Below are 17,725 nucleotides of genomic sequence, written 5' to 3'. Positions count from 1 at the left end.
CGGCGCTGGGGCCGGGCGTCCTCACCGACCACGCTGCTGCCCGGTCGGTGAGGTCCGGCGGATCGGGTGGGGCCGGTCGGTGAGGCGTGACGGCCGGCCTCGGGGTCAGTCCTGGAGGGCCTTCAGGACGGCCTCGGCCGACGGCGGGACGTTGGCGCGCGGGCCGACCCGGTCACCCAGGGCGTCGAGGGTCTTGAGGCCGTCACCGGTGATGAGGAGCACCGTCTCGCCGTCCGGGTCCAGTTGGCCGGTCTCGATGAGCTTCTTCGCGGTCGCGACGGTCACGCCGCCGGCGGTCTCGGCGAAGATGCCCTCGGTCCGGGCCAGCAGGCGGATGCCCTCGACGACCTCTTCGTCGGTGACGTCCTCGATCGCGCCGTTGGTGCGGCGGACGGCGTCCAGCACGTAGGGGCCGTCGGCGGGGGCGCCGATCGCCAGCGAGCGGGCGATGGTGTCCGGGCGGACGGGGGTGACCACGTCGTGGCCGGCCTTGAAGGCGGCCGAGACGGGGGAGCAGCCGGTGGCCTGCGCGCCGAACACGCGGTACGGGGTCTGCTCGACCAGGTCGAGGGTGCCCAGCTCGCGGAAGGCCTTGTCGACCTTGGTCAGCTGGGAGCCGGACGCGATGGGCACCACGATCTGGTCGGGCAGCCGCCAGCCGAGCTGTTCCGCGACCTCGTACCCGAGCGTCTTGGAGCCCTCGGCGTAGTAGGGGCGGACGTTGACGTTGACGAACGCCCAGTCCTCGTGCTCGGCGGCCAACTCCTGCGCCAGCCGGTTCACGTCGTCGTAGTTGCCGTCGACGGTGATCAGGTTGCCGCCGTAGACGGCGGTCATGAGGATCTTCGCCCGCTCCAGGGTGGACGGCACCAGCACCACCGACTGCCAGCCGGCGCGGGCCGCGGCGGCGGCCACGGCGTTGGCCAGGTTGCCGGTGGACGGGCAGGCCAGGACCTTGAAGCCGAGCTCGCGGGCGGCGGCGAGGGCGACGCCGACCACGCGGTCCTTGAACGAGTGGGTCGGGTTGCCGGTGTCGTCCTTCACCCACACCTTGCGCACGCCCAGGGCCTTGGCGAGGCGGTCGGCCTCGACCAGGCGGGTGCCGCCGGGGTTCGTGTTGGGGTGCGACTCGACGGTGGTCGGCACGGGGAGCAGGCCGCGGTAGCGCCAGATCGACCGGGGGCCCGCCTCGATGTCCTCGCGGCGGATCCGACCGAAGTCGTAGGCGACTTCCAGCGGCCCGAAACACTCAAGACAGGCGTACTCGGCGGCCAGGGGCGTCTCGTGGCCGCATTCACGACACGAGAGCGCGCGGGCGGGGCCGAGGTCGAAGGAGGTGGTGGCCGAGGGCACACTGACAGCAGTCATCGCGAGGTATCTCCTCATCTTTCCCGCGCGTCGCGGGTCGGAATTGGCACCGTGATCGCCAGCGGATGCTGTGCGACGGGTTGCCGGGGCTTCTTCGGGCCGATCCCTCTGCCCCTCTGGATGAGCGGTATTCAGTTATGGCCTCAACTTACGGCACGATCCCGACCCTCAGCCAGAGACGTCCACCATCCGGACGTCGGTCACCCGTGGGAGGATCGCGCCGTGAGTGCGCCCGCTGACACGCCCGACGCCGTCCACCTGATCATCGGTGAGGAAGAGTTGCTGGTCGAGCGCGCGGTCCGGGCGGCGCTGGTGGCAGCGCGGAAAGCCGACCCGCAGGCCGACCTGACCCGCGTCCGCGTGACCGATCTCACCCCTCCTGAGCTGGCCGAACTGGTCAGCCCGTCGCTGTTCGCGGAGGGTCGGGTGGTCGCGCTGGAGGCCGCGCACGAGTGCGGCAAGGAGATCGCGGAGGCGATCCTCGCCTACGCCAAGTCACCGGCGGATGGCGTGTCGTTGGTGGTCGTGCACAGCGGCGGCGGGCGCAGCAAGGTGGCCAAGGACCTGCCCGCGGCGCTGCGCAAGGCCGGTGCGCGGGTCACCGAGTGCCCCAAGGTCACCAAGGCGGCGGACCGGGAAGCGTTCGTGCGCAACGAGATCCGGTCGGCGGGTGGCGGCAAGGCCGACCCGGAGGCCGTGGCGGCGCTGATCGAGGCGGTCGGGTCGGACCTGCGCGAGCTGGCGGCGGCGGCGTCGCAGCTCGTCGCGGACACCGGTGGGAAGGTAGACGCCGAGGCGGTCCGCCGGTACCACCGGGGTCGGGCCGAGGTGACCGGGTTCGCGGTCGCGGAGAAGGCGGTCATGGGCGACCGGGCCGGTGCGCTGGAGGCGCTGCGGTGGGCGATCCAGCTCGGCGTGCCGCACGTGCTGGTCGCGGACGCGCTGGCCGACGCGGTGCGCACGATCGCGCGGGTGTCCGCGGTGGGGCGGGGCGACCCGTTCAAGCTGGCCGGCGAGCTGGGCATGCCGCCGTGGAAGGTGAAGAAGGCCCAGGGCCAGTCGCGAGGCTGGGAGGACCGGGGGCTCGCGGCGGCGATGACGGTGGTCGCGGACCTGAACGCGGACGTCAAGGGGGTCGCGGCCGACTCGGGCTACGCCCTGGAGCGCGCGGTGCTCAAGATCGTCGCGGCGCACGGACGGCGCTGAGGACCGCTCCTCGCCGCCGGCATCCGTCGACTACTGCGGGCAACCGCAGGGCGCACCGGCGTCGGCGGCTGCCTGGGTGGCGTTGCCGTGCGGTGGTGCCTGGGTGGCGGTCGCCGGGCGGTGGTGCCGGCCGGTGGTGTCGCGGCTGGCGGGTACTCGGGGGCCGAGTGCCGGGGTGGTGTGGTGGCCGGGTGGGACGACGAAAAGCGCCGCCCGACCCCGTGCGGGGTGGGCGGCGCTTCGGCGTGAGGACCAGATCAGATCTGGTTGGCGCGTCGCGCCAGCGCCGACTTCTTGTTGGCGGCCTGGTTGGCGTGGATCACGCCCTTGGTGACGGCCTTGTCGAGCTTGCGGGAAGCCTCCCGCGCCAGCACGGTGGCCTTCTCCTTGTCACCGGCCTCGGCAGCCTCACGGAACTTGCGGATCGCGGTCTTGAGCGACGACTTGACGGCCTTGTTGCGCAGCCGCGCCTTCTCGTTCGTCTTGATCCGCTTCATCTGGGACTTGATGTTCGCCACGCGAAAGCCACCTTTTCCTGGTCTCGGAGTCGCACCGCGCTTGTCACCGGCTCCACCCCCGAGGGGGCGGTTTTCCTCCACAGCGGAATGCCGCGCGGGTACGGCCGAGAAGGATATCAGGGCAGCTCACCGCACCGTGAACCGAGCCCTCCCGTCGCCCACCACGACCTCGTAACCGCCCTTGGCGACCTCGGGCCTGCCCGAGCCGTCCATGTCACCCGACGTCACCGCGAGCCGCTTGACGTCGAACGCCACCTCGACCGCGCGCTGCTCGCCCGCCTTCAGCGCCACGCGCGTGAAGCCGACCAGGCGCTGCTCGGGCGTCAGCACCTTGCTCACGGGCTGGTGCACGTACACCGGCACGACCAGCGTCCCGTCCCGCGCACCGGTGTTGGCCACGGTCACCGAGACCTTCACCTGCTCGTCCCGCCGCACCTCGGTGGACTTCAGCGTCGGCGCGGACGTGGTGAACGTGGTGTACGACAGGCCGTGCCCGAACGCGAACGCGGGGTCGTAGGTCGAGGCGGGCGCGGTGTTCGCGCCGCGCAGCTGGTCGTAGGAGAACGGCTGGTCACCGATCGACTTCGGCCAGGACACGGGCAGCTTCCCGCTCGGGTTCACCGCGCCGAACAGCACGTCCGCGATGGCCGAACCACCCTCGGAGCCGGGCAGCCAGCCCGCGACCAGCGCCGGGGCGTCCGCCACCGTGCCCAGCACCTGCGGCCTGCCGGTGAGCAGCACCACCACGACCGGCTTGCCGGTGGCCCGCACCGCGTCCACCAGGCCCTGCTGCTCGGCGGTCAACGCCGGTTCCTCGGTGTCCGCGTCTCCCTCCGCGCCGGGGTCTTCACCCAGCACCACGACGACCGCGTCGGCGTCACCCGCCTGGGCGACCGCGTCGGCCTGCGCCGGGGCGCTGACCACGTTCGTCGACGGCGCGGCGGCCTTGATGCCCTGCAGCACCGTCACCGCCGGCGGCATCGGGGACGAGCCCGGCACGCCCTGCCAGCCGACCGACCAGCCGCCGAGCTGCCGGGGAACGGAGTCGGCCGCGTCACCGGTCACCACGAGCTTGCCCGCGCCGGTCGACAGGGGCAGCACGCCCTCGTTGCGCAGCAGCACCGCGCTCTCCGCGGCGGCCTGCCGGGCCAGCGGCCGGTCCGCGTTGTTGACGATCGCGTCGGCCCGCTCGGCGTCCACGAACGGCTTCTCGAACAGCCCCAGCTCGAACTTGAGCTTCAGGATCCGCCGCACGGCCTGGTCGATCCGCTTGCCGGGGATCGCGCCGCCGCGCACGCCCGCCAGCAGCCCGGCGGTGAACCCGGCCGCGTCGGACGGCTCCATCGCCATGTCGACGCCCGCGTTGACGGCCATCGCGATGGCCTCCGGGTAGTCCGCCGCCACGTGGTAGCGGTCGACCAGGAACCGGATGTCCTCCCAGTCGGTGACCGCCACGCCCCGGAAGCCCATCCGGTCGCGCAGCTGCTCGGTCAGCAGGTACTTCGAGGCGTGCGCGGGCACGCCGTTCACCGCGCCGGAGTTGATCATCACGGTGCCGACGCCCGCGTCGAACTGCGGTTGGAAGGCGGGCAGCACGGTGTCCTGGAGGTACCGGATCGGGAGCTGGGCGGGCGCGCGGTCGTGGCCGTTGAACGGCTCCGAGTAGCCCGCGAAGTGCTTGGCGGTCGCGGTGAGCTTCGCGGTGCCGTCGGTCGGGTCGCCCTGCTGCCCGCGCACGTTCGCCGCCGCCAGGGAGCCCGCGAGCAGCGGGTCCTCGCTGAAGGTCTCGTAGTAGCGGCCCCAACGGGTGTCGCGGGCGATGTCGGACACCGGCGCGAAGTTCCAGAACACGCCGGTGGCGCGCATGGCCCGACCGGTGGACGCGCCGAGCTTCTCCAGCAGCTGCGGGTCCCAGGTCGCGCCGAGGCCGATCTGGTGCGGGAACATGGTGGCGCTGAGCACGTTCGAGTGGCCATGCACGCCGTCCGCGCCGTAGATCACCGGGATGCGCAGCCGGCCGTGGTCCAGCGCGTACTTCTGGACGGCGTTGGTCAACTCCGCCCACGCGCGGGGCGTGTTGGGGCTCGGCGCGTCGCCGCCGCCCGACAGGATCGAGCCGACCTTCGCGTCCTCCAGCACGGCCTTCATGCAGTCCTCGCGCAGCGGACCGGGGTTCCACTCGCAGTTGCCGCGCAGCTTGCCCAGCCGGATCTGGGTCATCTGGCCGACCTTCTCCTCCAGCGTCATGCGCTTGAGGAGGTCGTCGACCCGCCGGTCGACCGGCGCCCGGGCGTCCAGGTAGCCCTGGCCGGCCGGTTCGACGATGCCACTGGCCTGTGCGCCGGTGACCAACAGGGCCAGCACGGCCAACGCGGACACCGCGGTCCGCTTGCGGGATCTCAACACCGGGAACCTCCAGGATCTTCGAACACCCGCCGACACCCTCTCCCGCGTGACCTGGCCCACAACAGGGCTGAACGGCCGATCCTGGGAGCGCTCCCAACCCGTAAGGGGTGAAATGCAGTACGCTCGTATTGTTTGATGAGCGGTGTGACCGCCGCACTCGACTGGCCCGGCTTCGGGCACATCTCGCTCGCCGCCCTGCTGTTCCTCTGCCTGGCCGCCGCCCTCGCGGGCGCGGTCGACGCGGTGGTGGGCGGCGGCGGGTTGATCCAGCTGCCCGCCCTGCTGCTCGTCGCGCCCGGCGGTCAGCCGCTGTTCGCGCTGGCCACGAACAAGGTGGCCGCCGTGGTCGGCACGGCGGCGGCGGTGCGCACCTACTCCCGGCAGGCCGCGATCGATTGGACGTCCGCGCTGCCGATGGCGGTGGCGGCGTTCGCGGGCGCGGTGGGCGGTGCGGCGTTCGCCGGCGCGCTGGCGCCCGGTGTGCTCAACGCCGTGGTGCTCGTGGCACTCGTCGGCGTCGGCCTCTACACGTGGCGCAAGCCGGAGCTGGGCGTGGCCGAGACGCCGAGGTTCACGCGCGTCGCGCAGGTCGCCGTGATGGCCCTGGGCGGCGCGGTGATCGGGTTCTACGACGGCCTGGCCGGACCCGGCACGGGCGCGTTCCTGGTGTTCCTGCTGGTGGGCCTGGTCGGGTTCGCGTTCCTGCGCGCCTCGGCCACGGCCAAGGTCGTCAACGTCGCCACCAACCTGGGCGCGCTGCTGTACTTCATCCCCGCCGGGAAGGTGTTGTGGGGCTTGGGGTTGGTGCTCGCGCTGTGCAACGTGACCGGCGCGGTGTTCGGCGCCCGGCTGGCGGTGCGGCGGGGCTCGGCGTTCGTGCGCCGGGTGTTCCTCACCGTCGTGGTGGCGCTGGTGGTCAGTCTGGGGTGGAAGGCGGCGGTTGGATGACCCGGAACGTCGCGCCCATCGGGTCACCGACCGTGGTGAAGCGGCCGAACCGCGAGTCCACCACCTCGCCCACCGTGACGCCGCCCAGCTCGCGCACCCGCCGGGCCGCCGCGTCGGCGTCGGCCACCGCGAAGTAGGTCATCCAGTGCGGCGGGATCTCGGCCGGGATGTCGTTGGCCATCCCGAACACGCCCGCCACCGCGCGGCCGTCCACCCGCAGCTGCGTGTAGGGGAAGTCCGGCAACGGGTCCAGCCCCACGCCGAACACCTGCTGGTAGAACTCCGCCGCGCCGAACGGGTCGCGGGTGGCCAGCTCGTTCCACACCACCGAACCCGGCTCGTTCACCACGTACGCGCCGATGTGCGTGCCCGCCTCCCACAGCCCGAACGCCGCGCCGTACGGGTCGACCGCGATCGCCCCGCGCCCCGGCCCGCCGGTGTCGAACTCCGGCACGAGCACCTTGCCGCCCTCGGCGTTCAGCTCGTCCAGCGACTCGTCCAGGTCGTCGGTGGCCAGGTAGGTCGTCCACACCACGGGGAACATCACGTCGCGCGGCATCTCACCGAACCCCGCCACGGGCAGCCCGCGCACGAGCGCCATCGTGTAGTGCCCGGTCTCCGGGCCGCCGACCTCGAAGTCCCAGCCGAACAGGCCGCCGTAGAACTCCATGGTGGCTTCGCGGTCGGTGGTCATCATGTCGACCCACGCGGGCGTGCCGGGCGCGTACGGGGAGTTCAGCTCGCTCACCCGGCCAACGGTCGCACCGGCCGCCGCACGGCGCGAGTTGATCACCCGAACGGTGGCCGCCGCCGTCCGGCCGCGGTGGCGGTGGACGGCGGCGGTGCTAGCCCGGTTCCCCTTCGTCCCGGGGCCGCTTGCGCGGCCGACCGCGCTTGGGCTGGTCGGCGGCCCCGGTCGGCAGGCGACCGGCTTCGGCGAGCGCACGGCGCAGCACGAACTCGATCTGCGCGTTCGTGCTGCGCAGCTCGTCGTTCGCCCACCTCGTCAGCGCGTCGTGCACCGCGGGGTCGAGGCGCAGCAGGACGCTCTTGCGCTCGGCCACGTCAGGTGTACAACGACCCGGCGTTGACCACGGGCTGGGTGGATCGGTCGCCGCAGAGCACGACCAGCAGGTTCGACACCATCGCCGCCTTGCGCTCCTCGTCCAGTTCCACCACGTCCTCCTCGGCCAGCCGGTCCAGGGCGAGCTGGACCATGCCGACCGCGCCCTCCACGATCCGCGACCGCGCCGCGACGACCGCACCCGCCTGCTGGCGCTGCAGCATCGCCTGCGCGATCTCCGGAGCGTAGGCCAGGTGCGTCAGCCGGGACTCGATCACCTTCACCCCGGCGGCCTGCACCCGGGCCGAGATCTCCACCGACAGCGTCTCGGTGATCTCGTCCGCGTTCTCGCGCAGCGACAGGCCCGAGTCGTCGTGGTTGTCGTACGGGTAGCTGGTCGCGATGTGCCGCACCGCGGTCTCGGTCTGGATGCCGACGAACCGCACGAAGTCGTCCACCTCGAACATCGCCCGCGCGGTGTCGTCGACCTGCCACACCACCACGGCGGCGATCTCGATCGGGTTGCCGTCGGCGTCGTTGACCTTCAGCGTCGCGGTCTCGTGGTTGCGGATCCGGGTCGAGACCTTGACCCGCGTGCTGAACGGGTTCGCCCAGCGCAGGCCGTCCTGGCGGACGGTGCCGGTGTAGCGGCCGAGGAACTGCAGCACGCGCGCCTCGCCCGGCGCCACGGTGAACAGCCCGCGCAGGCCGACGGCGCCTCCGGTCAGCACCACCAGGCCGGTGATCCCGACCGGGACGTTCGGGCCGTCGACGTCGGGCACGACCGCCACGAACACCAGCAGCGCCCCGATCGCCAGCACCAGCAGCCCGATGAAGAACGCCAGGATGCCCGGCGCGGCGACCGCCGCCTTCTCCCGCACCGCAGGCGCGGGCATCCGCACCGCCACGTCCGTCGTCGCGTCCATGTTCCACCCTCGTTCTCATATCGTGCGCTTAGCAAAGTGATATCACTTTTTCCGTCGGCGGGGCAAGCCGCGGCGGGACGAGGACGGGAGTTGTCCGCAATGGGTCCTACGGTGGGCGCATGACCCCGGTACTGAGCCGTCGCGCCCTCGGTCGAGCCACCCTGGCCCGCCAGTTCCTGCTGGCCCGCACCGACGCCGCGGTGCCCGAGGTCGTCTCGCACCTGGTCGGGTTGCAGGCCCAGACGCCGCACACCTGGTACACCGGCCTGTGGTCGCGCGTCGCGGGCTTCACGCCCGACCGGGCCGCGGACCTGCTCGTCGACCGCACGCTGGTGCGCTTGGCGGTGATGCGCTCGACGATCCACCTGGTCACCGCGGCCGACGCCCTCGCGCTGCGCCCCGCGGTCCAGCCCGCGCTCGACCGGGACCTCTACCGCAACCACACCCACGGCCGGGACATGCGCGGACTGGACGTGGACGCCGTGGTGGCCGCCGGACGGGCGTTGCTGGCCGAGAAGCCGCGCACCAACAAGGAGCTTGGCGCGCTGCTGCACGAGCAGTGGCCGGACCGCGCGCCCACCGCGCTCGCCTACGCGGTCCGCTGCCTGGTGCCGCTGGTGCAGGTGCCGCCGCGCGGGGTGTGGGGGCGCAGCGGTGCGATCGCGCACACGAGCGCGGAGACGTGGCTGGGTGCGCCCGTGGCGGACGCGCCCGCCGTGGACGAGCTGGTGCTGCGCTACCTGGCTGCGTTCGGGCCCGCGACGGTCAAGGACGTGCAGACGTGGTCCGGCCTGACCGGGCTCCGCGGGGTGGTCGAGGGACTGCCGCTGCTGCGGCTGCGCGACGAGGACGGCCAGGAGCTGTTCGACCTGCCCGACGCGCCGCGCCCGAACGAGGACGTGCCCGCGCCCGCGCGGTTCCTCTACGACTTCGACAACCTGCTGCTCTCGCACGCCGACCGGCGCCGGGTCGTCACCGACGACGTGCGCGCGCAGGGCTACGACCGGCACGGGCCCGTGCCGCAGTTCTTCCTGGTGGACGGCGTCACGGCGGGCGACTGGAAGCTGCACCGGACCCGGGACGTCGTCACGCTGGAGCTGCGGCCGTTCCGCCGCCTGTCCACTGTGGACGAGGTGGAGCGGGAGGGCGCTCGGCTGCTGGCGTTCCTCGCGCCGGACGCCCCCGCGCACGAGGTCCGGACAACCTCACCGGCCGTCCCACGTCCCTGAGGGCATGGGGACGATCACCGTGCGCCCACCGCGGGCCGACGACGAGTGGCCGCTGGTCGGGATCCACGTCAAGGCCCGGCGCAGCTACTACGAGGGCCACCTGCCCGAGGCGGAGCTCGCGGAGTGGGAGCGGTCCACGCGCGCCGCCGGCTACTCCTTCGACAAGCCCGGCCGGGTGTGGCTGTGCGCCGACCTCGACGGCGTGCTCGCCGGGTTCGCCCTGGTCACGCCGGGTGGCGAGCTGTTGCAGCTCCAGGTCGACCCGGTGTCCTGGGGCAAGGGTGTCGGCCACGCCCTGCACGACGCGGCCGTGGCTGCGCTACGGGACCTCGGCGTCACCACCGCGCACCTCGACGTGTTCGCGGAGAACCACCGCGCGCGGCGCTTCTACGCCCGCCACGGCTGGCGCGAGGCCGGCCGCGAGGACACGCACGTCCGGATGGCGCTGGAGCTCGACGTGTGATCGCCTGATCGCGTGGAGATCCTGAGCAGTCGCGTCCTCGTGCGCTCACGCGACCCGGAACGCGCCCGGGCGTTCTACCGGGACGTGCTGGGCCTGGCCGTGTACCGGGAGTTCCCCGGCGGCACGGTGTTCTTCCTCGGCCAGGGGTTCCTGGAGGTCTCCGGCAGCTCGACCGAGGACCCCACTGACGCCACGCAGCTGTGGGTCCAGGTGCGCGACCTGGCCCGAGCCGCCGAGGAGCTCGCGGACCACGTCGTCCGGCCCGCCCGGCGCGAGCCGTGGGGCCTCGACGAGATGTGGATCTCCGACCCGGACGGTCGGCTGGTCGTGCTCGTCGAGATCCCCGCCGACCACCCGCTACGCCGGGACGTGCGCGAGTAGCTGCACCGCGGGGCCCACCACCCCGCCGTACTGGTGCAGTGAGGTGCGCACCCCGGTGAACCCGGCCGCCTCGGCCTCGCGGATCAGGTCGTACTCGGAGGTGTCCAGCACCCGCCGGTGCACCGAGACGACCAGCCTGCCGCCGGGCCGCAGCACCCGGGCCAGCTCGTGGAACGCGGCCGGCCGGTTGCCCCACAGCTGGAGGTTGTTCACCGAGACCACCACGTCCACGGAGTCCTCGGGCTGGCCGGTCCGCGTCGCCGCCCCCTCGCGCAGCTCCACCCTGCCCGCCACGATCAGCTCCGCGCACCGGTTGCGCGCCTCGTCCAGCATGACCTGCGACGGGTCGACGCCGATCGCCTTGAGCGCCCGCTCACCGGCCAGCTTGAGCCCCACGCCCGGACCGGGGCCGAGCACCAGCACGACCTCCTCGGGCGTCGGCGCCGCCACCTCGGTGACGTGCTCCTCGACCTTGGCGTTCAGCACGGCCATCACCCGGCCGCCCAGCTCGCCCACCTTGCCGCGCGGGTGCCCGAACGCCGCGTCCAACGCCTTCACCAGGTTGTTCGTCGCCATGCGCCCAGCGTCGTCGGCGCCCGGTCCGACGGCATCGGGGATCGCCCCGAGGAAGAGCCGGAGATGCACCCCGAGGCCCATCCAGGAGCGCTCAGCGCCAGCCCAGCCGCCGCAGCGCGTCCACGACCAGCGAGAACCGCTCCGGCTCCAGCACCGACCCCTCGCGGCGGATGTCGCCCTCGTCCAGCTCGAACACCCGGTCCAGCCGCAGGTAGGACTTCCGGCCGTCCTGGTCCCAGCGCCCCGAGCCCAGGTCCAGGCAGTCGTCGACCTCGTGCCGGTCGGGGGTCTTGCTGGTCAGCATCAGGCCGAGCAGCGCCCGGCCGCGGCGACCGACGACCAGCAGCGGCCGGTCCTTGCCCCGGCTCGGGTCCTCCTCGAAGGGCACCCAGGCCCACACCACCTCGCCCGGGTCGGCCAGGCCGTCCAGGTCGGGGGAGTACTCCAGGGTGGCCGCCACCGCGGCCGAGTGGACCTCGCGCACCGCGCCCCGGTCCGGTCGGGCGTCCTCACCGTTCGCGTACACGGCGGGCAGCTTATGGCCTCGGTCACGCCCACGGGGAACGCCACGGCGGCGTGACGTGAGATGCTGTGTCTTGTTGACATGGGCGCCCCCGTCCGCGTCCAGTCGAAGTAGGCCCCCGTCCTTCCTGTGCGAGGAACCTGAGTGAGCACGTTCGCCGACCAGACGTTCACGCCTCCGGAGCTCATCCGGAACTTCTGCATCATCGCGCACATCGACCACGGCAAGTCGACCCTGGCCGACCGGATGTTGCAGCTCACCGGCGTGGTCGACGCCAGGGCGATGCGCGCGCAGTACCTCGACCGGATGGACATCGAGCGCGAGCGCGGCATCACGATCAAGGCGCAGAACGTCCGGCTGCCCTGGCAGGTCGAGGGCCGCGACCACGTGCTGCACATGATCGACACGCCGGGTCACGTCGACTTCACCTACGAGGTCTCGCGGGCCCTGGAGGCGTGCGAGGGCACCGTGCTGCTGGTGGACGCCGCGCAGGGCATCGAGGCCCAGACGCTGGCCAACCTGTACCTGGCGATGGAGAACGACCTCACCATCATCCCGGTGCTGAACAAGATCGACCTGCCCGCGGCGGACCCGGACAAGTACGCCAAGGAGCTCGCGCACATCGTCGGCTGCGAGCCCGAGGAGGTGCTGCGCGTCTCGGCCAAGACCGGCCTCGGCGTCGGCGCGCTGCTGGACGAGGTCGTCAAGCGCGTGCCCGCCCCGGTGGGCGACGCCGACGCCCCGCCCCGCGCGATGATCTTCGACTCGGTGTACGACACCTACCGCGGCGTGGTCACCTACATCCGCGTGGTCGACGGCAAGATCACCCCGCGCCAGCGGATCCGGATGATGTCGACCAACGCGACCCACGAGCTGCTGGAAGTGGGCATCATCTCGCCCGAGCCGAAGCCGAGCGTCGGCCTGGGCGTGGGCGAGGTGGGCTACCTCATCACCGGCGTGAAGGACGTGCGCCAGTCGAAGGTGGGCGACACCGTCACGGCCGAGAAGCACGGCGCCACCCAGCCGCTGGCCGGGTACCGCGAGCCCCGCCCGATGGTCTACTCCGGCCTGTACCCGGTGGACGGCTCGGACTACCCGATCCTGCGCGAGGCGCTGGAGAAGCTGCAGCTCAACGACGCCGCGCTGACGTTCGAGCCGGAGACGTCGGCCGCGCTGGGCTTCGGCTTCCGGTGCGGGTTCCTCGGCCTGCTGCACCTGGAGATCACCCGCGACCGGCTGGAGCGAGAGTTCGGCCTGGACCTGATCTCCACCGCGCCCAACGTGGTCTACCGCGTGGTCATGGACGACGGCACCGAGCACGTGGTGACCAACCCGTCCGACTGGCCCGACGGCAAGCGCGCCGAGGTCTACGAGCCGGTCACCAAGTGCACGATCATCGCGCCCAGCGACTACATCGGCGCGATCATGGAGCTGTGCCAGTCCAAGCGCGGCCAGCTCGGCGGCATGGACTACCTGTCCGAGGACCGCGTCGAGCTGCGCTACACCATGCCGCTCGGTGAGATCATCTTCGACTTCTTCGACGCCCTGAAGTCGCGCACGCGCGGTTACGCGTCGTTGGACTACGAGGAGTCGGGCGAGCAGGACGCCGAGCTGGTGAAGGTCGACATCCTGCTCCAGGGCGAGCCGGTGGACGCGTTCAGCGCGATCGTGCACAAGGACCACGCCTACGGCTACGGCACCAAGATGGCCAGCAAGCTGCGCGAGCTGATCCCGAGGCAGCAGTTCGAGGTGCCGATCCAGGCCGCCGTGGGCGCCCGCGTGATCGCCCGCGAAACGATCCGCGCCATTCGCAAGGACGTGCTCGCGAAGTGCTACGGCGGTGACATCACCCGCAAGCGCAAGCTGCTGGAGAAGCAGAAGGAAGGCAAGAAGCGGATGAAGATGGTGGGCCGCGTCGAGGTCCCCCAGGAAGCCTTCGTCGCCGCTCTGTCCACCGAGGACTCGGGCAAGGACAAGGGCAAGAAGTAGGACCAGCGGTCCCGTCCGCGTCGATCGGTACATCTTCGGGTGGCTGATCGGCGCGGATCGCTGTTTTGGCGAATTCCCCTGCCATGGTTGGCGCACCAACCGGAAGGAGGGGACCATGACTGTCATGGTCGAACACGAAGGCGACTCCTACACGGTCGAAGACCTGGAGGACATGCCTGATGACGGACGCCGTTACGAGCTCGTCGACGGGCAGCTCTTCGTGAGTCCGGCACCGGGGTTGCGGCATCAGAAGATCGTCGTGAAGATCGCCGTGCTCCTGGACGCGAACTGCCCGGACGACCTGAGCGTGCTGACCGCGCCGTTCGCCGTGCGACCGACCGAGAGGACCGAGTTGCAGCCGGATGTGCTCGTCGGTCGCAACGTCGATTTCACGGAGAAGTTGTTGCCCGTCGCGCCGCTGCTGGCCGTGGAAGTGCTCTCACCGAGTACGGGCATCCGCGATCTGACCATCAAGAAGAACGCCTATGAGCGCATGGGCGTCCCCAGTTACTGGGTGATCGATCCGCAAGAGCCCGTGATGGTGGTGTACGAACTCGACGCCGAGGGCCGCTACCAGCAGGTGGCCGAGGTGCACGAGGAGAAGCCGTTCGACGCGACCCTGCCGTTCCCGGTGCGCGTCGTGCCCGCCGAGCTGCTCGGCGCCCTGTGGGAGGGAGTGGAATGACGAAAGGGCCTTCAAGACGCCCCTGTCTTGAAGGCCCTCGTGAGGGTGTGGCCGCTCAGCTGTGGTTGCGGAGCATGCCGTTCAGCGCGTGGCGGCGGAGGATCGCTTCGATCTCACGCGCCTCGTGGCCGGAGTGCCGGGCGAGGATGGCTTCCATGTCCATCCGGGCGCTCGGGGTGTTGTAGCTGGCCAACTCGCGGTTCAGGTCCGCTTCCCGCTCGCGGATCTGCCGCCGGGTGGCGAAGTACGTGCGAACGGTCTTCAGAGGGTTGGTCATATCGCCTTTCGGTCGTCCTTCTGTATCGGTTCACCTACTATGATGCCGCACGTCAGGGGCTTGCGACACCACATCGGGCGTGATCTCCGCCGCAACCGTGACGAGCGGGTGAAGACGAGGTCACCGGCCGATGATGTCCAGGGCCCGCGCGTACTTCGCGCGCAGCCGGTCCCGGGTCGCGGGGTCCAGTCGCGCCAGTCGCGCCGGTGAGGTGTTGTCGGAGATGTCGGCCCTCTTGACCTCCACCGCGACCGGATCGGTCAGCACGCGGGCGAGGTAGTCCTCCTGTGACTCGCCCTCGCGGTGGCTCAACGCCAGCACGGTCGACACCACCTCCGGCGGGCACCCGGCGGCCAGCAGGTCGCCCTCCGTGACGGAAGTGTCCTCCAGGACGTCGTGCAGCACGGCCGCCATGCGGGCGTGCTCGCCGGAGACCCGAGCCATCACGCGCAACGGGTGGCCGATGTAGGGCTGGCCGGACTTGTCGACCTGCCCCTCGTGGGCCGCGCGCGCGAGCCGGACCGCGTCATCAACGGTGAACGTCACCCGCTCATGGTCACACCCTTGACAAGGCCTAGTGGTCTAGTCCATTTTTCGAGTGGCCCACGTCACCTGTGCTGGGCTTTGGCCGCCGACGAGAACGTGGAGGTGGACGTGGCTTCGAGGACGAGACGCGCACTGGGCGCGGTGCTGGCGGGTGTGCTGGCCATCGCGGGCCTGACCCTGGTGGTCGCGGGCAGCGCGTCGGCCGCCAACCTGGTCGCCAACCCCGGTTTCGAGGGCGGCACCGGCGGGTGGACGTGCAGCGCCGCGGCGACGGCGGTGACCACGACCAAGCGCAGCGGCACGTCCGCCATGGCGGGCACCCCGGCGGGCTCGGACAACGCGCGCTGCTCGCAGACGGTCACCGTGCAGGCCAACACCGCCTACAAGCTGTCCGCCTGGGTGCAGGGCAGCTACGTGTACCTCGGCGTGACCGGCACCAGCAGCGGCGAGAAGAGCACCTGGACGCCGGGCTCGGCGGGCTTCGGGCAGCTCTCGCTCGACTTCACCAGCGGCGCGAGCACGAGCGTCACCGTCTACGTGCACGGCTGGTACGGCCAGCCGACCTTCTACGCCGACGACGTGAGCCTGGACGGTCCGGGCACCCCGCCGACGAGCACCACGACCAGCACCACGACCAGCACGACCACGAAGACGACGACCACCACGTCCACCACCACGACGACCACGACCACGACGACCGGCAACCCGAACCCGACGTTGCCCAAGCACGTGCTCACCGGGTACTGGCACAACTTCGACAACGGTTCGCGGGTGCTCAAGCTCTCCGACGTGCCGACGACGTACGACATCGTGGCCGTCTCGTTCGCGGACGCCACCGCCACCCCCGGCGCGGTCACGTTCACCCTCGACCCGACGTTGTCGAGCAAGCTCGGCGGCTACACCGACGCCCAGTTCAAGGCCGACGTGCGCACCCTCCAGGCCCGCGGGCAGAAGGTCGTCCTGTCGGTCGGCGGCGAGAAGGGCACCATCAGCGTCGGCAACTCCACCGCCGCGACGAACTTCGCCGACAGCGTCAAGGCGCTGATCGCCGGCTACGGGTTCGACGGCGTGGACATCGACCTGGAGAACGGCGTCAACTCGACCTACATGGCGCAGGCGTTGCGGGCCATCAACGCGGGCGGCGGCCGGATCATCACGATGGCGCCGCAGACCATCGACATGCAGTCGACCGGCCAGGAGTACTTCAAGCTGGCGCTGGCGGTGAAGGACATCCTCACCGTGGTCAACATGCAGTACTACAACTCCGGCTCGATGCTCGGCTGCGACCAGAAGGTCTACTCGCAGGGCACGGTCGACTTCCTGGTCGCGCTGGCCTGCATCCAGCTGCAGAACGGCCTGCGCCCCGACCAGGTGGGCCTCGGCCTGCCCGCCTCGCCGTCCGGCGCAGGTGGCGGCTACCAGTCGCCGGCCAACGTCAACGCGGCGCTGGACTGCCTGGCCAAGGGCACGAACTGCGGTTCGTTCAAGCCCTCGCAGACCTGGCCCGGCATCCGCGGCGCGATGACGTGGTCGATCAACTGGGACGCCGTCAACAACTGGCAGTTCGCCAACACGGTGGCGCCGCACCTGGACGCGCTGCCGTAGTGCGCGGGTGCCGTCCCTCCCGCCGCGCCGCGGGAGGGACGGCACGGCCGCGGCCGAGCGTTCCTCCGTTTCCCGGTGGCGGGGGTTAGGGTCGGCGGCATGCTGGACCGACTCGAAGTGCCCGTCATCGCCGCACCGATGGCCGGTGGGGCGTCCACACCGTAACTGGTGCCCGAGTTGGGCCGCGCCGGCGGCCTGGGGTTCCTGGCCGCCGGCTACCTGTCCGTCGAGGCGGTCGCCGGCCAGGTCGCCGCCACCACCGCGCTGACCGACCGGCCGTTCGGGGTCAACCTGTTCGTGCCCGGTCCCCGGTCCACCACCGACCTGTCCGGCTACCGCGACCGGGTCAGGGCGCAGTCGTCGACCGAGCCGGGCGAACCGCGCTGGGACGACGACTCCTACGCGGCCAAGCTGGAACTCGTGATGGCGATGCGCGTCCCGGTCGTCTCGTTCACGTTCGGCCTGCCCAACCCCGAGGACGTGCACCGGCTGCACGCCGCGGGCGCCACGGTCGTCGTCACCGTCACCACTCCGCAGGAGGCCGCGCAGGCGGCCCAGGTCGGCGCGGACGCGCTGTGCGTGCAGGGCAGCGACGCGGGCGGGCACCGCGGCACGTTCTCCGACGACGGCGTCTCACCGGGCGGTGGCGAGCTGTTCGGCGTGCTGGCCGCGTTGCGGCTGGTCCGCGCGAAGGTGGACCTGCCGCTGATCGCGACCGGCGGCCTGGTGCACGGCGCGGACGTCGCCGCCGTCATCACCGCGGGCGCGGTGGCGGCGCAGCTGGGCACGGCGTTCCTGGCCACGCCGGAGGCGGGCACGTCCGCCGCGCACCGCCAGGCCCTCGCTGAGGGCACCCGGCGCACCGCGCTGACCAGGGCGTTCAGCGGGCGTCCGGCGCGCGGTCTGGTGAACCGGTTCCTGGTGGAGAACCAGGAGCAGGCGCCCGCCGCGTACCCGGAGGTGCACCACCTGACCCGGCCGGTGCGCGCCGGCGGCGACCCGGAGCTGATGTCGTT

The 17,725-nt window shown here is 71.6% G+C and carries 18 protein-coding genes, 1 pseudogene and 1 riboswitch; of the genes and pseudogenes, 9 read left to right on the top strand and 10 right to left on the bottom strand.

The annotated features are described in order from the left end of the window. Positions 1-105 precede the first annotated feature (105 nt). On the bottom strand, positions 106-1,368 hold the full coding sequence (gene thrC, locus AB0G02_RS13635; protein WP_360793462.1) for a threonine synthase: 1,263 nt from the start codon (positions 1,366-1,368) through the stop codon (positions 106-108). A gap of 11 nt (positions 1,369-1,379) precedes the next feature. Then, a riboswitch (SAM riboswitch) is annotated at positions 1,380-1,495 on the bottom strand. A gap of 95 nt (positions 1,496-1,590) precedes the next feature. Between thrC and holA the strand changes: the two genes are divergently transcribed. Then, complete coding sequence (holA, locus tag AB0G02_RS13630; RefSeq protein ID WP_360793460.1) at positions 1,591-2,574, top strand: DNA polymerase III subunit delta; 984 nt, start codon at positions 1,591-1,593, stop codon at positions 2,572-2,574. Positions 2,575-2,831: 257 nt separating this feature from the next. Here the strand turns inward: holA and rpsT are convergent, their stop codons facing one another. Both rpsT and AB0G02_RS13620 read right to left on the bottom strand, forming a co-directional pair. Next, positions 2,832-3,092, bottom strand: a complete 261-nt coding sequence (rpsT, locus tag AB0G02_RS13625; protein WP_073889602.1) for a 30S ribosomal protein S20 — start codon at positions 3,090-3,092, stop codon at positions 2,832-2,834. A 126-nt stretch (positions 3,093-3,218) separates the two neighbouring features. Next, complete coding sequence (locus AB0G02_RS13620; RefSeq protein ID WP_360793458.1) at positions 3,219-5,498, bottom strand: glycoside hydrolase family 3 N-terminal domain-containing protein; 2,280 nt, start codon at positions 5,496-5,498, stop codon at positions 3,219-3,221. Between the two features lie 144 nt (positions 5,499-5,642). Here AB0G02_RS13620 and AB0G02_RS13615 point away from each other — a divergent pair, with 144 nt between their 5' ends. Then, a complete protein-coding gene (locus AB0G02_RS13615; RefSeq protein ID WP_360793456.1) occupies positions 5,643-6,446 on the top strand; it encodes a TSUP family transporter in 804 nt (267 codons plus the stop codon). Here the strand turns inward: AB0G02_RS13615 and AB0G02_RS13610 are convergent. The 3 genes from AB0G02_RS13610 to AB0G02_RS13600 all read right to left on the bottom strand — a co-directional run bounded on the left by AB0G02_RS13610 (position 6,415) and on the right by AB0G02_RS13600 (position 8,435). Then, positions 6,415-7,194, bottom strand: coding sequence for a VOC family protein (locus AB0G02_RS13610; protein ID WP_360793454.1), 780 nt, complete (start codon positions 7,192-7,194; stop codon positions 6,415-6,417). The two genes, AB0G02_RS13615 and AB0G02_RS13610, sit on opposite strands and share 32 nt — an antisense overlap. Positions 7,195-7,291: 97 nt before the next feature. Beyond that, positions 7,292-7,510 carry a hypothetical protein gene (locus tag AB0G02_RS13605; RefSeq protein ID WP_360793452.1) on the bottom strand — a complete coding sequence of 73 codons (219 nt, stop codon included), beginning with the start codon at positions 7,508-7,510 and terminating at the stop codon, positions 7,292-7,294. A 1-nt stretch (position 7,511) separates the two neighbouring features. After that, the gene (locus AB0G02_RS13600) at positions 7,512-8,435 is read right to left on the bottom strand and encodes an SPFH domain-containing protein (protein ID WP_360793450.1); all 924 of its coding nucleotides are present in this window, start codon (positions 8,433-8,435) and stop codon (positions 7,512-7,514) included. A gap of 119 nt (positions 8,436-8,554) precedes the next feature. Between AB0G02_RS13600 and AB0G02_RS13595 the strand changes: the two genes are divergently transcribed. The 3 genes from AB0G02_RS13595 to AB0G02_RS13585 are packed head-to-tail and all read left to right on the top strand — an operon-like array spanning position 8,555 to position 10,508. Continuing rightward, on the top strand, positions 8,555-9,664 hold the full coding sequence (locus tag AB0G02_RS13595) for a winged helix DNA-binding domain-containing protein (protein WP_360793448.1): 1,110 nt from the start codon (positions 8,555-8,557) through the stop codon (positions 9,662-9,664). Between the two features lie 4 nt (positions 9,665-9,668). Next, the gene (locus AB0G02_RS13590; protein WP_360793446.1) at positions 9,669-10,127 is read left to right on the top strand and encodes a GNAT family N-acetyltransferase; all 459 of its coding nucleotides are present in this window, start codon (positions 9,669-9,671) and stop codon (positions 10,125-10,127) included. A 12-nt stretch (positions 10,128-10,139) separates the two neighbouring features. Next, a complete protein-coding gene (locus AB0G02_RS13585) occupies positions 10,140-10,508 on the top strand; it encodes a VOC family protein (protein WP_360793444.1) in 369 nt (122 codons plus the stop codon). Here the strand turns inward: AB0G02_RS13585 and AB0G02_RS13580 are convergent. Next, positions 10,485-11,084, bottom strand: a complete 600-nt coding sequence (locus AB0G02_RS13580) for a methyltransferase domain-containing protein (protein ID WP_360793442.1) — start codon at positions 11,082-11,084, stop codon at positions 10,485-10,487. The genes AB0G02_RS13585 and AB0G02_RS13580 overlap by 24 nt on opposite strands. A 91-nt stretch (positions 11,085-11,175) precedes the next feature. Further along, positions 11,176-11,610 carry a type II toxin-antitoxin system PemK/MazF family toxin gene (locus AB0G02_RS13575; protein WP_360793440.1) on the bottom strand — a complete coding sequence of 145 codons (435 nt, stop codon included), beginning with the start codon at positions 11,608-11,610 and terminating at the stop codon, positions 11,176-11,178. 141 nt (positions 11,611-11,751) lie between these two features. Between AB0G02_RS13575 and lepA the strand changes: the two genes are divergently transcribed. After that, entirely contained in the window at positions 11,752-13,596 is a 1,845-nt protein-coding gene (gene lepA / locus AB0G02_RS13570; RefSeq protein ID WP_360793438.1) for a translation elongation factor 4, read from the top strand. A gap of 115 nt (positions 13,597-13,711) precedes the next feature. Continuing rightward, positions 13,712-14,281 carry a Uma2 family endonuclease gene (locus tag AB0G02_RS13565; RefSeq protein WP_360793436.1) on the top strand — a complete coding sequence of 190 codons (570 nt, stop codon included), beginning with the start codon at positions 13,712-13,714 and terminating at the stop codon, positions 14,279-14,281. A 55-nt stretch (positions 14,282-14,336) separates the two neighbouring features. Here AB0G02_RS13565 and AB0G02_RS13560 read toward each other — a convergent pair whose 3' ends face one another. Beyond that, positions 14,337-14,558 (bottom strand): hypothetical protein, encoded by a 222-nt coding sequence (locus AB0G02_RS13560; protein WP_360793434.1) that lies wholly within the window; start codon positions 14,556-14,558, stop codon positions 14,337-14,339. A 120-nt stretch (positions 14,559-14,678) separates the two neighbouring features. Continuing rightward, on the bottom strand, positions 14,679-15,104 hold the full coding sequence (locus tag AB0G02_RS13555) for an HD domain-containing protein (RefSeq protein ID WP_360793432.1): 426 nt from the start codon (positions 15,102-15,104) through the stop codon (positions 14,679-14,681). A gap of 108 nt (positions 15,105-15,212) precedes the next feature. On the opposite strand from AB0G02_RS13555, the gene AB0G02_RS13550 reads away from it, so the two are divergent. Beyond that, positions 15,213-16,709 (top strand): glycosyl hydrolase family 18 protein, encoded by a 1,497-nt coding sequence (locus tag AB0G02_RS13550; RefSeq protein ID WP_360793430.1) that lies wholly within the window; start codon positions 15,213-15,215, stop codon positions 16,707-16,709. A gap of 99 nt (positions 16,710-16,808) precedes the next feature. Further along, a pseudogene (locus tag AB0G02_RS13545) lies at positions 16,809-17,725 on the top strand (nitronate monooxygenase); the annotation flags it as partial.

Source organism: Actinosynnema sp. NPDC023658 (assembly GCF_040639995.1).
Lineage (GTDB): Bacteria > Actinomycetota > Actinomycetes > Mycobacteriales > Pseudonocardiaceae > Actinosynnema.
This window is presented reverse-complemented; position numbering and strand designations above follow the sequence as displayed.